The following is a 13637-nucleotide window of genomic DNA, read 5'->3' on the forward strand; positions in this document are numbered from 1 at the left end:
CCGGGGTCTGAACCCTCCGCGTGTCTCACAGCCGCCCGGAACCCGCGACCTGTATCAGGGCTCTGCTTGGGGGGGAGCCCACGGTCGAGCATGGCGCGGCGCCCGGCGGGTTCGTCGGCCAGCTGGCCCTCCGAAGCACGCACCGGTCGGCCACCGGCCCGCGCCTCCTCCTTGTCGGGCGAGCGGAAGCCGGCGGGTCCTTCCGGGCCCGCGGCGTAAGCGAGGAGGGTACCTGGGCCGGAGGCTGGGTGGCGGATTGCGCGGGCCGGCTCGCGCCGACTTGGTCGGAGGGGCCCGAGCCGCGACCGATGTTGACCGGACCCGTACCCCGCCTGGCGGAGGTGTCATGGCTCGGCGAAGGCGCCCAGGTCACGGACCGTGACCCGTGCCCGGGCCGCCCAAGGCGGGCACGTGCATCTCGACGAGCAGACGAGGCGCCGGGCGTTTCGCATCATCGACCGGCCGGGGGCTGGGACGGGCCCGGCGGGGCCGCGGTCGCGCCGGTGGCGGGCGGTGCATGGCTGCCACGAGGAGGGCGACGCTCGTGCACGCCTTCTCACGGCCCTGGTTTCCTCGACATTGACGCCTTCAGGCAGCTCGCCGGTTGCGTCATGCGAGCGGCCTGCCCCCGACGGCTGGCGCCCCGAGGCGAGGGCATGCCGCGGCCCCGTATCCGGGGGCCGCGGAGCAGGGACACCGGCCCCTGAATCGGGGGCGCTTGGCTCTCCGGGTCGGACGCTCGGGCCCGACGAGCGCCGGCGGGTCCAGGGCCCTGCCGGGCCTAGCGGCGGCCGGCCGCCATCCGGCCAACCAGGTTCCGGCCGGCCTTGCCCCGCAACGTCCAGGCGTGGGCCCGTGACGCTCCCGGCGGGACGGCGGGCGGCGCGGTCCGCACCGCGTCCACGTCACGACCGCGCGGGGACGCGTAGCAGGCGGCGATCCAGGCATGCACCGCGCCGACGAGCGCCGCCATGGTGACGGCGCTTCGCCCTTGACCGTCGCGACAGGACCCGGACCGGCCCAACAGGGCGTTGAGGTGCGCTTGTCCCGGCAGTGCACGTGCGGGCCGGTGCAGGACCTGGATCCCCATCCGCCACGCGGCCTCGTGGAAGCCCGTGTCATGGTACCCGACGGCGTGGTCCACCACGATGACTTCCGGCACGCCCAGGCACGGCCAGACGGCACCGAGCCCGCCTGCCGTGCCCGAGGCGTCACCGAACAGCCCGAGGACATCGACCGGCCGGCGCCGCGCCGCGTCGAGGGCCGCGGCGACGACCAGGCCCGTGCTCTCGTCGCGGGCCAGCGTCATGTGGACGACATCGAGGCCGAGGTCCGCGACGCGAACGGCGAGGGCTGCCTGGCTGATGCCTACGCACGCCAGCGCACGCGGGGAGGGGGCGCTCACGGGCACGCACCGGCCGTGCGCGTCCGGCGGCACCTGGCGGCACGATGCTGCCCGGGCGGCATCGTCGAGGGAGGGGGAGGAGGTGGTCGTTTCCTGGTCACGGATCTTCATCGGGGAACTCCGGCATGACGGCCGCAAGGGCGGCCCGTCGCTGGACAGGGGGCTCCCCCGGCCGGAGCCGAGGGAGGGGAGCGCACCGCGGTGCGGACGCTCAGCGGTCGGCGTCGTCGGCGTCGGAGGGGCCCCGCCCGTCGAAGTCGGCGGCCCGGCGGCCCAGGGCACGCGCGACGTCGCCGTCCCACCGGTCGAAGTCGGGGTCGAGGAAGGCGGCGGTGACGGGGTCGTCGTCGGCGCCGGTGAGGCCACCGAAATCCAGGTCGTCCATGGGTCTTGTCCTCTCGCAGGCGAAGGGACCGGGCCCGCATGCCGTGAGGGCGGCGGGTCCTCGGCGATGGTCGCCAACGGGATCCAGGACGGGCGCAACGAGACGCTTGCGCAGGCGCGCAGGTGCGGCTAGGGTACGACTGTCGATCCGCGGGGCCTGGCAGCCTCCCGGAGGAACCCGTTGGCCTTGGCTGGCCGATCCCGAACCCTAGGGTGCGGGATGCCTGACACTCGCGGCAGCTGCGACACTGAGAGGCGAGTTCAGGGTAAAGCGCGCGGCCCATGGGCCGCGCGTTTCTTTTTGCCCGTCCGAGACCTGGGGTCCCGGGTCGGCCCGAACCAAGGGCGGGCCGCGAGCGCGCCCCTGCCTGACCGGGCGGTCAGCCGCCGGAGCGTTCGGGCAACGGGTCCAGGCCTGCTTGAGGTGATCGGCCGCCACGCGCGCCTCCATCATCCACGGTGAATGGTACCATGTTCCGGCGAGTTTTTACACCCGCGGTGTAGGTTGCCTGGACGACTTTGCCGGGTTGGTTAAGGTTCAGGCACCCGCCGGCCCGGATGTCTCCGACCGCCGTCATCTTGCGCCTACTTCCGCCCGGGGCAGCGGGTACCATCGGCGAGCGAGCTCGTCGTGGCGGACCAGGCCGAGGCGCTTCAAACGCGTTTTCGCCTTCTCGGACGCGTCCTTGCTCATCTGGGCGTCTCGGACGGCATCGTTCAGCTCGGTTCCGGACAGGCCGGCCTCGCCGGCCCGCTCCAGCGCCTCCACGATGACCGTGGCCGCGCGACCGAGGACCACGGAGGACGCTCCCGCGCGCTCGGGCCTCCCTGGCGGGGGCGGGGATGCCGGCGCCGCGGGCAGGGGCATCGGGACGGTCTCGGTCTCCGCCTTTGCCAGAAGCTCCTCCATGCGCTCCTTCTGGAGGTAGAGGAGCGCCAGCCGCGACGCGGTGGCGCGCAGGGACCTGTTCTGCTCCTCGACGAGCTTCTCGATATCCTCCTCGATGCGCCTGACCGCGGAGCGAAGGTCGTTGAACATGTGAGCTCCCCTTGCCCGCAGCGCAGCAGCCCCGGACGAAGCTGCCGGCCAGGGCTTACATGGCCATGGCCATACCTACGGCACCTGGCGGCCGACGGCAAGCATTTCCGGCCATGGCCGCCCGGGGAACGCCGGTAAGGTTAAGAAAGCCTTTCGCCCTATGCTTGTGCCCCATCGGACTGTCCCGGCCGCGGCTCGCCGCGTTGCCCGGACGGATCCTGGGCCTGACACGGTCACGGTCTCCGGGGCAGGGCCGCCGAAGTCCAGGGCCAGGCGCCGGGGGCGGGGCTTCCGCGATGCCCTCCGCCGTTGGCGACACCTGGCGGAACGGGAGAAACGGCACCGGTTATTCCGGCATGGCCATTGCACGGGCCAGCCATGGCCATGCCGCGCCGATCCTCGTCTGACGCCAAGAGATCCTGCGGACCCGCACCGTCGGCTCAACCGCGAGGCTCGCCGGCGGGCCGGAGCCGTGCGGTCCCGGCGGCGGCTTCCGCAAGTCGCGCCTCGCGATGCCTACAAGCGAGGCCGGGTCCGGGGTGCGCCCCGGATCGCGCGATCCCATCGCCCCGGCCTGCGCGGCGTGCCGGCGACCTGCCCAGGGCCGGTGCAGCGGACAATCGCGCCGGGATGCCGACCTCGGAACGCCCCGTAGGCATGCCTTAACAATTCACGGTCATTCGTCATTTGAGGTTGATGCCCCCATCCGACGTTCTCCAGCGCCGCCCTCAGGCGGCGAGGAGCGTCCCGGGACGACGCACGGCCCGACGGCCCACGTTGGCGCCCCCGAGGGGCTGACCCCCCTCGCTCGCGGCCTTCACCGCGAGACCCCGGTCGCGGATCACCCCGGCCGAGTTAACGTCGCGATGCTCGTTCAGCCCGCACGGGCAGACGTGGCGGCGCAGGGACAGCGGCTTTGGCACAACCGCCCCGCACTGCCGGCATTCCTGCGACGTCCCCCTGGCGTCGACGCAGATCAACTCGCCACCGGCCCTGGTAGCCTTGTAGCGGACGAACTGCACGAGCTTGCCCCATCCCGCATCCAGGATGGACCTGTTCAACCCTCTCTTCTGGCGGACGTTCGCTCCGGGCTCATCGACCGTCCCGGCGGCCGAGCGGGTCATGTTCCGGATGCGCAGGTCCTCCAGCATGACGAGCGAGTGCTCGCGCGTCAGCCGCGCCGAGACGCGGTGCAGGTACTGGTCCCGCGTGTTCGCCACCGCCTGCAACTGACGCGCCAGCCGAGCCTTGATCTTGCGCCGCCGGTTCGAGCCCTTGCGGCAGCGGGCGAGGGCCCGGCGGGAGACGCGGATCTCGCGCTCGCGACGCGAGGACGGGCGGACGTTCGGGATGCGCTCGCCGGTGGACAGCGTCAGCAGCGCCTCGACGCCCAGGTCGCCGCCCACCGCCTCGCCCGCAGGCGGCGTGGTCGCCACGACTTCGCTCGTCTTGACGGTAATGCAGACGAACCAGTGCCGGCCCTTGCGCGTGAACGTCACGCCCAGGATCTTCGCGTCGGACGGCAGCGGCCGGTCGTGGTTGAGGCGGATCGGGCGGCCGAAGCCCTTGAGCCGGATGCGGTCGCCCTCGTGCCGCAGGCCGGTGGCTTCCAGCAGGCCGAAAGAGCTCCAGCGGGACGCAGGCTTGAACCGCGGGAAGCCAGGCTTGAGCCCCCGCTTCACCCGTCCGAAGAAGCCGGTGAATGCGTCCTCGACGCGCTTGAGCGTCCAACGGCCCATGGTGACCGGATCGGCGCCGTGGCCTTCCGGGTCGTCGGCGCGGATGACGGTGAGGCTCTTCTGCTGGTCGAGGCGGGTGAAGGCCTTGCGCCCGAGCCGCCAGGCGTCGCGGCGCTCCTACAGGGCGGCGTTGTAGAGCAGGCGCTGACGCTCCAGCGCCTCGGCGAGGAGGCGGTGCTGGGCGGCGGTCGGCTGAGCTTCTGCTGGTACGTCAGGATCACGCGACCAGAGTAGAACGGAGTGGGAACGCGTCAAGCCCGCCCGAAGGTCGATCAACCCCAAACGACGAAGAACCGGAAGTTCCCGCTCGACCGGATCAAGATCGACCGCTCCTTCGTCGAGGCGGTGGACGAGCCGGGCACGGCGGCCATCGTTGGGGCCATCGCCGGCCTGGGGGCCTCCCTCGGCGCCGCGGTCACGGCCGAGGGCGTCGAGACGGAGCGGCAGCTCGGGGCGCTGCGGCTGTCCGGCTGCGGCGAGGCGCAGGGCTACCTGTTCGGCAAGCCCGCGCCCGCGGCCGAGGCCGCCGCGTTCCTGCGCCGGGGGGCCGGAACGAGGGCCGCATGACCCGGGCAGCCCCTTCGGGCCGCGGCGGGCGGCACAGGGCAGGAAGCGGGCCGCCCTAGCCCGCGCCGCGGGCGATCCGGCGGACGCCGCGCCGCGACCTTGGCGGTAGGCGACACGGCCGCTTAAGATTCCCCGCGGTACGCTCGATTCGGCGAACGTCCGTCACGTTCGTCGCCGCCGTCGCAGGGCCGGATACCCGCGCGGCGCATCGCGGTTACCGAGACGGCGGAGCCGCGCCGGAGGCGGTCGGAGGCGCCCATGGAGGCTTGGTCGACCACGGCGTTCGACGAGACCTCGCAGGCGGACCTGTTCGCGGCCTCGCCGGTCGCGGGCGCCCGCCCGCCGGTGGTGCGGTGCTGGCTGGCCTTCGACCGGGGCGGCGACGACGTCGGCGTCGCGCTGACCCTGTCCGACCGCCGCCACCTCATAGCGGATGCGTCGACCGGGTACGCCATCGTCGGCGACGACGATTTGGTCCTGCTGCCGGATCGGTCGCGCGACGAGCTGATCTGCCTCGGGCCACCCTGGCTGCTGCCCGCGCTGCCCACCGGCTTCCGGGCCCGCGGCCTCGCCCACTGGTCCAAGCTTCTGCGGGACACGTCGCTGGCGACGTTCCGCCCGTCGCCGGAGGCCAACGCCTGCATCGCGTTCGATATCAGGCCCGGTCCGCCGCTCGGTTGGTCGGCGCTGCACGGCGACCTGCGCGACGGGACCGTGGGCCGCCACCCGGATCGACCGGCCCCCGACGGCGTGGCCTTCCGCGGCGCGCGGGACGCGCGGCTCGTCGACGGCCTGCTTCACTTCGAGCGCGGCCGGCAGCTTGCGGAGGCGGGGAACGGCTCCGAGGCGCGCCTGGAGCGGGCGAAACGGCATCTCCGGCGCGCCGCGCAGCATTTCGCCGCCGGGCGGCAGCTCGGATGGGGCGAGGTGGCCGAACGATACCTGTCCAGGTTGGAAAGCCAGCTCTTCCGCATGAGGCAGATGGATCTGCCCGCCCTGCTTCCGCCGCGGCAAGCCGATGCGCTGTGCCTGCCGCGCCTCGGCCTGGGCGTTCACCGCCTGATGGCCGTTCCGCTGCCGCCGTTGGCGCTGACGCGGGGGGCCGTTCCCGCGGCGGCGGGGCGGGGCGCGCGCGAGCGCCGCGAGGCGCTCTGCTTCGTCCCGCTGCATCGGCCGACGCTCCGGCGTCTCCTGCCGGGCACGCGACCCGACGCCCTGCGCGGTCAGGTCGTCTTCGGGCCGCCGGGCACGGGGACGGCGACGACCGCCGTGCGGCTCGGCAAGGGGGCGAGCGTCGCCGTCTCGGCCATCCTCGACGGCGAGGTCCACCAGCTCCTGGGCATCGCGAGCCGTGAGCGCGCTGCCGAGACGGTGACCGTGTTCGCCGATGGCAACGGCGTCGTGGTCTCGCCCGGGGTCAAGCAGGGCAGGGTAGGGCACCCGCTGACCTTCAAGGCGACCGCCCGGGAAGGCGGGAGGCACGCGCTTCGATTCACGTTCTTGACTCGCGACCGCATCGTTTCGAAGATCCAGAGAACGGTCGAGGTTTACGAGGACAACGGTCAGGATGGCTCGTCGGCATGGCGGTCGCCGAAAGCGGGATGAGATCGCAGCCGGCGCGTTCCGAATGCGCATCGCCACGTCCACGAGCGACCACTCGCCCGCGAGGACCGAAGTCAGCGTCTTCGGGGCGGGGCAGCTCGACAGCCTGCGCTTCCACGGAGGCCCGCTGCGCGGTGCGCTGGCCGACGCCGTCCGCGCGTTCGCCGAGGGCCTGGCCGAGTTCGCCGGGCGCACCTGGGCACCCGAGGCCCAGGACCCGGCGTCGGCGGCGAGGCTGCAATCCTTCCAGAACGCCGCCGTGAGCCTCTTCAGCAACCTCTTCCGCCACACGGATCCCGAGAAGGGGGCCAAGGTCCGTGCCGACCTGGACTTCTACCTCGATCACCCGAACCTCAGGTCGATCACGTTCGACAGCGACCTGGCCGGCATCCCGCTCGACGCCCTGCACTACGGGCGCGTGGGCTCGGGGTTCGACGTCGAGCGCTTCCTCGGCAGCCGGGCCCCGCTGATCCACGCGCCGAGGCCTGATAAGGAAGAGAGGGAGGCGGACGACGCCGCGCCATCCGTCGGCCTGCTCGGGTCCACGCGCGTCACCTCCGTGTCCCGACGCGACGAGGCCAGCATCTTCGCCGTCTTCGAGGACCTTGGCGCCGCCTGCACGACGCGGGAGGACACGCCCCTGCTCGGCCTGGACAGGGAGCCGATGGCCGTGGCCGACCTCGCGTCCCTGTTCCGCGCGCTGGGCCAGCTCAGGTCGGTCTGGCACGTCACCAGCCACATGGAAAGCTTCGCGGGCCAGCACTACTTCGTGCTCGACAACGGGCTGGAGGTCCGGCCCGACTTCTTCAGCCCGCACCAGAAGGAGGCCCGTCCCTTGGTCGGGGAGCCTCTCGTGTTCCTGAACATCTGCGCATCGGCGGCCCCCGGGGTCATCGCCGACAGCAACTTCCCGGACAACCTGCACCTCATGCAGGCGGGCGGCGTGATCGCGACCCACTGCCTCGTCAACGAACGCTTCGCCACGGAATTCGCGCGCCGGTTCTACCGGCACGCATTCTCCCGCGCGCCCGGGGTGCGGGGCGAGCGCCTGACGGTCGCGGAGAGCCTGCATCAAGCGCGACGCGACAGCCTCCACCGGGACGGATCCGTCGCCAGCCTCTGCTATTCCTTCCATGCCCTGGACGATTTCGCCCTGCCCGGGGCCATCGAGGGCGAGGTCGCCACGGCGCGCGGGGAAGCTCTGCATGGAGCGGCATAAGAGGGGCGGCACCGGGACGGCGGCAGCCGAGCCCGCGGTGTGGGCCGTCCTGCGGACCGGCGGGAAGCAGTACGTCGTCCGCACCGGCGACCGGCTGAACGTCGCCCGCTCGGACTACCTGGCGGCCACGGTCCGCGACGCGGACGGACGCCGCTTCCACGCGTTCGACGACATCCTCATGCTCGGCTCGGGCGAGGGCACCGTCGTCGGCAGCCCGAACGTGCCGAACGCGCGGGTCATCGCGGAACTGCTGCCCGAGAAGCGGGGACCGAAGACAGTCTCGTTCAAGAAGCGGCGGCGCCAGAACTCCCGGCGGATGCGAGGCCACCGCCAGGTCCTGCAGCCCGTGCTGATCGTCTCGGTGGAGCCAGGCGACGGGCCCTTTGGCGAGATGGCTTGGCGGAGCGTCGACCGGTCCGGACCGGCGGAGCGTGGCAGGTTGGCGGGTGCCGCCGTTCCCGACCTCCTCGCGAGCCTCCGGTGGGGTGGGCCCGGGCAGGCCGTCGAGACGCTGCGGGAGGTGGCGACAAGGTCCTGGTCCGACGTGGCGGAACGGGAGCGCCGGGAAGTGGAGAGGTCCCTCGAACCGCTCCTGACCGCACCGGACGCACGTCTGCGCGCCGCCTCGGCGCTCGCCCTGGCGACCGTCACGGGCGTCCCGGCGGGCGGGGCCACGCCGGATGCCGTGGCCGATGCCTTGACCCGGTATTTCGCGCGCACCGGACGTCGCCACTTCGCCGAGGTGGCCCTTCGGGCCGACGCCGCACGCGGCACCGGCCCGGACGGCCTCGCGCATTACCGAGCGACGGTTTCCCTGAGGGACCGGCTCGACCTGCCGTCCGGCAACGCGACGGTGCGGCTCGGGCAGGGCATCCCGGTCGCGGCGCATGTCGAGGTCAACGTCTCCGGTCCAGGGATCGACCTCGGGTCGCGGCGCGTGATCGCCCGCGGCGAGAAGCCGGCGGGAACGGTGCGCGAGGCGGTCGTCTGTTTCGGGAACGACCACAGCGTCGGGGACAGCGCGATCCTCGACGTCGTGGTGGACGGTCGGCGGATCGAGCGCCGCTTCCTTTCTCTGTCGCGGCTCGCCATCACGCGCGACCCGCCCGCCCTGCCCGGGTCCGCGAGCTGGCCGGCGGCCTACGCCGGCGGCCTGATCCCGATGCCCAACCCTCCGGCCCAGGGGTCGGCCAGCAGCCTGTAATCCCGCGCATCCGCCTCGGCGGTGCCGCCGTCCCGCGGCCCGCCGCCGAGGACGTCGATCCTGGTATGGGCGAGGCGCAGCCGCAACCCGGGTCCGTCGTCGCGGCGCACGAGCTCCATCAGGCGGACGCCGAAGGCCAGGGCCGTGTCCCCGGCCACCTTGACCAGCCCGCCCGCCTCCTTGCGCACCTTGTGGCCCAGGCCGAGCTTGGCCGCCTCCGCCACCACCGCCTCGGCGTCGATCACGCGGCCCTTGTCGTCCGTCCAGGACATCTCGATCTCCGGGCAGCGGTACACGTCCACGACGGCGAAGATCCGCACGGCCTCAGCGCCTTCGACGAAGGAAAGGTCCGGGGCGTTCGGCCCCAGCGCCCGGCCGAGCGCGGCGAAGTCGATGCCGTCGCGCGTGGCCTTGGAGAACCGCAGGAACAACTTGCGCCCGCCGCTCGCCTCCGCCTTGGCCGAGATGCTCGGCAGGGTCGCGCCCGGCCAGAACCGCTCCAGGAAGGACGCGAAGATACCCCCCTCGACCCGGCCCTCCTGGCTGTCCGAGAACGTGGCGTCGACGTCCGCGAGGCGCGCGTCGCGCGCCACCTCCGGAAGAACCAGGCCAGGCACGAGGTTCTGGAGCGCGACGGGCCCGAACGCGTCCGGCACCGCACCGCTCCCCGCCAGCAGGAGCGCTTGGCCGGGCTGCAGGTCCTCCCGTGGCACCTTGAGCAGGTTGATCCGGTGCTTGTCGAACAGCAGCCGCAGCAGCGCATCCTGGATGTCGGGTCGGAAGACCGGATCGGTCATGGCTGGGTCCTGTCTCGTCTTGGTCGACCGGCCGGACCCTATCACGCGGCGCCGACCCGGACAGCGCCGCGCACGCCCCGGGCCGAATCCGGGACGCGCGACATAGCGCCCCCGCACGGGTCCGGTTCCTGCGTCCCGCCCGCTCGGGCGCCGGAGCCACGCGCTCGCCCGCCCGCCGCGCGCCTCGCCAGCCGCCCGTCCCGCCCGCGCGGACAAGGAGACCCATGGCGGACGCCCGCATCCGAGGCGTCCGCGGCGGCAGCCGACGGGATCGACCCTGCGCAAGCGTCCATCGACGCACCGGGACCTGCAGCCGGGGCCCCGCGTCGCGCTCCGGTGCGGATCGCCCCTCAACCCCGTGGCGCTCGCTGCGCCGGCCCGGACCGGCCGCCGCTACGGCCCCGGGGTACCGCGTGGGCCTTGATCGCCCATGTAACGGCCCGTCCAGGCCGTGGAGGTCAGGATCTGCCTGCCGACGACGCCGCACGCCCCCGCGACCGCGATGGCCACCAGGATGCGCAGGAACGTTCTCCGCGCGGCCGCCCGAACCCCTGGCCGGACGCGGCGCCTTCGTCCCGCGTTCCTGGATGTCCAGGCATGGCGTTCCGCGCGCATGCGAACTCTCCGGTCTCGCGGATACACGCCCGGGAACGGGGGAGGCCGCGCGCCGGGGGGGAACGGTACCCGCCTCTCAGCGGGGCGGGTCGAAGGAGTAGGGGAAGCTCAGCGAGTGCTGAAGGCCGGCCGTGACCCGGAAGTCCTGCCGGCGGTCGCCGCCGAAGCCGACGCCGACGGCCCCGACCAGGAGCGTCTGCGGCGTCACGATGTAGCGGGCGCCGATCTCGGCGAGGTTCACCGCGCGGCCGCGCTCCCGGTCCGTCTCGCGGTAGACGTCCGCCACCAACACGACGTCGTTCGACACCGGCTGGCTGTAGGCGACGCCGACCCGGTAACGGTCGCGCCGCTCCGCGTCCCGTCCGGTTATCGGGTCGTAGTTGTGGAACCAGGACGCGTTGAAGTGGATCTGGCGCGGCACGTACGAGTACGGCGAGAGCCCCTCCGGATCGGGCGTGCCGAGGGATTTGGTGGCCAGGAACTTGAGCTCGGTCTCGGTGCCGCCGGCCATCCGCCCGTAGGGCGTGTTGACGCCGAAGGCGACCGCCATCGCGGGCAGGACCAGGTCCTCCTGGTTGACGTTGTAGAAGCCTTGCGCCCGGAACGCGCCCTGGTCCGTATCGCTCGCCGTCCCGACACGGTACGGCGCCTCGACCGAGAGCTGGAAGTTCTTGAAGGCGCCCCATTCCAGCCGCGGCACGGCCATCAGGCTGCTGAGGCCGCGCGGGTCGTTCCGGATGCGGTTGTACTGGAAGTAGGACTGCACTTCGAGGCCGTTCTCCTTGATCGGATAGGCATCCTCGATGGTGATGGGCAGGCCCTCCTCCAGGTTGGAGTGGTCGGCGGCGAGCGCCGGGCCGGCGCAGAGGGCGAGGAGGGCCGCGAGGGCGCCGCGCGTGGTCATCGACATCGGGCGGCTCCTCAGCGGACGGCAACGCGGACCGGGCCGAGGCTCGGCTCGACGGACATGTCGATGGAGGGCACGTCGGGGATATGGGCGGCCTTGGCCTTCCAGGCGGAGAGCATGTGCTCGACCATCATGGCCGGGGTCTCGCCGGGCTCGGTGGCGCCCGGCATCATCCGCATGCCGGGGGCGACCTGCATCAGGGCGTCGCGGAGCGAGCCGGGCACCTCGCCGGGCTCGATCCCGAGCCGGCCGTTCATCATCATCTGCCGCATGACTGCGGCCCGTTGCGCCTTCGAGAGGCCGCCCGGGTACATCATCGGCAGCATCTCCATGAGCATGTCCATCATGATCATGCCCATGGCGCCCTGAGGCGCGCGCACCCAGGCCGGGTAGGTGCGCGGATCGTAACTGGGGTGGGGCTCGCGGAACTTGCGGGCGTAGGCCTCGTCGCCGGGCTGGTAGCCCATGGCGTCGATGACCCGGTACATCTCGGCCCGCTTCTCCTCGACCGTCCAGCCCTTGTAGGCCAGGATCGAGTAGGCGATGCCGTGGAGCATGTGCAGGTTGTCGAAGATGTTCGCGCTCTCGGGACTCATCCGCGCGTAGCGCGGCATGATCTCCCGCGAGAGGACCATCCGGCCCGGCCGGTCCGGGAGGACGTCCCGGTACAGGGTGTCCTGCACGGCCCGGATAGCGACCTCCTGGTCGCGGTTGCCCGCGATCATCTGGGCCTCGTAGACAGCCGGGTGCCACCAGTGGGCGACGTAGAACAGACTCTGGTCGAGCGGGTAGAAGTTCCGGAAGTAGTTGAAATAGGGCTTCATCATGATGCCCGCCCGCCGCATCGTCAGCTCAAGCGGCGCGACGCTGCGGGGCACGCCCGGGGTCTGCATGGCGAGGTAGTATTCGACCGCGCGGTCGGTCCAAACCTTCTTCTCGGCCCACGGGATCTCGCGGAACGCCATCACGTCGTAAGTCTGCTCGTGATGCATGTGCGTCCAGTCGATGGTCCGGAACAGCGTGTGCATCGCCCGGTCGACGTAGGACGAGTAGTACGGCATCTCCGGCTCGGTGGCCGGCGGGTCGCGCAGCCATCCCTGCGCTTCCTTGTCGAAGCGGGCGTCGACCGCGGCGTGGTCCTCGAACCGGGTGAGTTGCAGCAGGTCGTGCTGCTTCGAGTGGAAGAAGTGCATCCCGGCACCGATGCGGTACGCTTGGTTGTGCCGGTAGAAGAACGCGAGGTTGTACGGGCCCTTGAGGAAGCCGACCTCGTTACGCTGTTCGAGCGCGAATGCCCGACCGACGCCGCTCGACAGGGTTGCCGTCGCGGCCAACGCCCCGGCGGCGCATGCGAGAAAGCCCCGTCGCGACGTGTCGGTCATCCGAACCTCCCAAGATACCCCCTATGGGTAATGGGACCGGCGCCGGCGCGTCAAAGCCAACGTGCCGATAATCCCTGGAGGAGGACAAGATCTCGCCGCGTGTTGCCGGGAGGCGACAATCGATGCGGCCAGGGGGCTGAAGGCTCGCCCCACGAGGAACGAGGCGGCGAGGTCGGAGGTGACCAGCCAAGACCGAGCGGCGAGGCGGGTGCGGGGGGCGCGGCGGGACCGAGGGGGGCAGGCCACCCCGCCACCGCGGCGGGGGCGGCGCCTTCCCCCTGCCGGGGGGCGGGGGCGACGACCACGAACGAGGCGCCCTCGCGCGAGGCGCCTGGCGGAGGTCAGACGATCCGGGCGATGAGGCTGCCGACCTCATCCGCGAGCCGCTGCCGCTCGGCCTCCGAAAGGTTGCCGGCGAGGGACGATTGCACCAGCGCGTGCATGTGGTCGCGAACCATGTCGGACTGCACGCGCCGGAGCGCCGCAATCACCGCATCGATCTGATGCGCGACGTCGACGCAGTAGCGCCCGGTCTCGATCATCTGCTGCACGCCGCGCACCTGCCCCTCGATGCGGCGGAGCCGCGGAAGCTGCTGCTTGTGGTCGACCGGGACGCCCCCGTGGTCCACTTCGGAACCTGACATGTTGCCGTGCACCTCTGGTGGGGAGGCCGAGCGAGGTAGCGTCCGCGGACGAGGTGTAAATTCGAGGACCGCTTTGGCGGGGATTGGGGTGGCCATCGGGCCATGCGGCTAAGGTGGAGTTTGCGGACTTCAA

At 72.1% G+C, this 13637-nt stretch carries 13 protein-coding genes; 5 read left to right on the forward strand and 8 right to left on the reverse strand.

The annotated features are described in order from the left end of the window. Positions 1–781: 781 nt before the first annotated feature. The 4 genes from MET9862_RS13725 to MET9862_RS13735 all read right to left on the reverse strand — a co-directional run bounded on the left by MET9862_RS13725 (position 782) and on the right by MET9862_RS13735 (position 4612). The gene (locus tag MET9862_RS13725) at positions 782–1516 is read right to left on the reverse strand and encodes a hypothetical protein (RefSeq protein WP_142583510.1); all 735 of its coding nucleotides are present in this window, start codon (positions 1514–1516) and stop codon (positions 782–784) included. A 100-nt stretch (positions 1517–1616) separates the two neighbouring features. Further along, a complete protein-coding gene (locus tag MET9862_RS29375; RefSeq protein ID WP_009866584.1) occupies positions 1617–1790 on the reverse strand; it encodes a hypothetical protein in 174 nt (57 codons plus the stop codon). Positions 1791–2363: 573 nt separating this feature from the next. Beyond that, on the reverse strand, positions 2364–2828 hold the full coding sequence (locus MET9862_RS13730) for a hypothetical protein (protein ID WP_009866583.1): 465 nt from the start codon (positions 2826–2828) through the stop codon (positions 2364–2366). A 728-nt stretch (positions 2829–3556) separates the two neighbouring features. Further along, positions 3557–4612, reverse strand: a complete 1056-nt coding sequence (locus tag MET9862_RS13735) for an RNA-guided endonuclease InsQ/TnpB family protein (RefSeq protein WP_306438902.1) — start codon at positions 4610–4612, stop codon at positions 3557–3559. Here MET9862_RS13735 and MET9862_RS13740 point away from each other — a divergent pair. The 5 genes from MET9862_RS13740 (at position 4586) to rplU (ending at position 9159) form a co-directional block, all read left to right on the forward strand. After that, positions 4586–4801 carry a hypothetical protein gene (locus MET9862_RS13740; protein ID WP_052300043.1) on the forward strand — a complete coding sequence of 72 codons (216 nt, stop codon included), beginning with the start codon at positions 4586–4588 and terminating at the stop codon, positions 4799–4801. The genes MET9862_RS13735 and MET9862_RS13740 overlap by 27 nt on opposite strands. Positions 4802–4807: 6 nt before the next feature. Beyond that, a complete protein-coding gene (locus MET9862_RS13745) occupies positions 4808–5134 on the forward strand; it encodes an EAL domain-containing protein (RefSeq protein WP_009864761.1) in 327 nt (108 codons plus the stop codon). Positions 5135–5392: 258 nt separating this feature from the next. Further along, on the forward strand, positions 5393–6739 hold the full coding sequence (locus MET9862_RS13750) for a hypothetical protein (RefSeq protein WP_142583511.1): 1347 nt from the start codon (positions 5393–5395) through the stop codon (positions 6737–6739). 22 nt (positions 6740–6761) lie between these two features. Next, the gene (locus MET9862_RS13755) at positions 6762–7955 is read left to right on the forward strand and encodes a CHAT domain-containing protein (RefSeq protein ID WP_142583512.1); all 1194 of its coding nucleotides are present in this window, start codon (positions 6762–6764) and stop codon (positions 7953–7955) included. After that, on the forward strand, positions 7942–9159 hold the full coding sequence (gene rplU, locus MET9862_RS13760; protein ID WP_052300044.1) for a 50S ribosomal protein L21: 1218 nt from the start codon (positions 7942–7944) through the stop codon (positions 9157–9159). Before MET9862_RS13755 ends, rplU begins: the two co-directional genes overlap by 14 nt. Here the strand turns inward: rplU and MET9862_RS13765 are convergent. The 4 genes from MET9862_RS13765 to MET9862_RS13785 all read right to left on the reverse strand — a co-directional run bounded on the left by MET9862_RS13765 (position 9096) and on the right by MET9862_RS13785 (position 13504). After that, on the reverse strand, positions 9096–9956 hold the full coding sequence (locus MET9862_RS13765; protein ID WP_012454415.1) for a hypothetical protein: 861 nt from the start codon (positions 9954–9956) through the stop codon (positions 9096–9098). The two genes, rplU and MET9862_RS13765, sit on opposite strands and share 64 nt — an antisense overlap. A gap of 691 nt (positions 9957–10647) precedes the next feature. Next, on the reverse strand, positions 10648–11481 hold the full coding sequence (locus tag MET9862_RS13775) for a hypothetical protein (protein ID WP_012454416.1): 834 nt from the start codon (positions 11479–11481) through the stop codon (positions 10648–10650). Between the two features lie 11 nt (positions 11482–11492). Beyond that, positions 11493–12860, reverse strand: a complete 1368-nt coding sequence (locus MET9862_RS13780; protein ID WP_012454417.1) for a hypothetical protein — start codon at positions 12858–12860, stop codon at positions 11493–11495. Between the two features lie 341 nt (positions 12861–13201). Beyond that, positions 13202–13504 (reverse strand): metal-sensitive transcriptional regulator, encoded by a 303-nt coding sequence (locus MET9862_RS13785; RefSeq protein WP_012454418.1) that lies wholly within the window; start codon positions 13502–13504, stop codon positions 13202–13204. Between the last annotated feature and the right edge of the window lie 133 nt (positions 13505–13637).

Origin of the sequence: Methylobacterium symbioticum, from assembly GCF_902141845.1 — a bacterium.
Taxonomy (GTDB): domain Bacteria; phylum Pseudomonadota; class Alphaproteobacteria; order Rhizobiales; family Beijerinckiaceae; genus Methylobacterium; species Methylobacterium symbioticum.

Excerpts from the sequence above, each read along its gene's own strand:
- MET9862_RS13725 (WP_142583510.1), bottom strand. The coding sequence starts at position 1,516 with ATGAAGATCCGTGACCAGGAAACGACCACCTCCTCCCCCTCCCTCGAC.
- MET9862_RS29375 (WP_009866584.1), bottom strand. The coding sequence starts at position 1,790 with ATGGACGACCTGGATTTCGGTGGCCTCACCGGCGCCGACGACGACCCC.
- MET9862_RS13730 (WP_009866583.1), bottom strand. The coding sequence starts at position 2,828 with ATGTTCAACGACCTTCGCTCCGCGGTCAGGCGCATCGAGGAGGATATC.
- MET9862_RS13750 (WP_142583511.1), top strand. The coding sequence starts at position 5,393 with ATGGAGGCTTGGTCGACCACGGCGTTCGACGAGACCTCGCAGGCGGAC.
- MET9862_RS13755 (WP_142583512.1), top strand. The coding sequence starts at position 6,762 with ATGCGCATCGCCACGTCCACGAGCGACCACTCGCCCGCGAGGACCGAA.
- rplU (WP_052300044.1), top strand. The coding sequence starts at position 7,942 with ATGGAGCGGCATAAGAGGGGCGGCACCGGGACGGCGGCAGCCGAGCCC.
- MET9862_RS13765 (WP_012454415.1), bottom strand. The coding sequence starts at position 9,956 with ATGACCGATCCGGTCTTCCGACCCGACATCCAGGATGCGCTGCTGCGG.
- MET9862_RS13775 (WP_012454416.1), bottom strand. The coding sequence starts at position 11,481 with ATGTCGATGACCACGCGCGGCGCCCTCGCGGCCCTCCTCGCCCTCTGC.
- MET9862_RS13780 (WP_012454417.1), bottom strand. The coding sequence starts at position 12,860 with ATGACCGACACGTCGCGACGGGGCTTTCTCGCATGCGCCGCCGGGGCG.
- MET9862_RS13785 (WP_012454418.1), bottom strand. The coding sequence starts at position 13,504 with ATGTCAGGTTCCGAAGTGGACCACGGGGGCGTCCCGGTCGACCACAAG.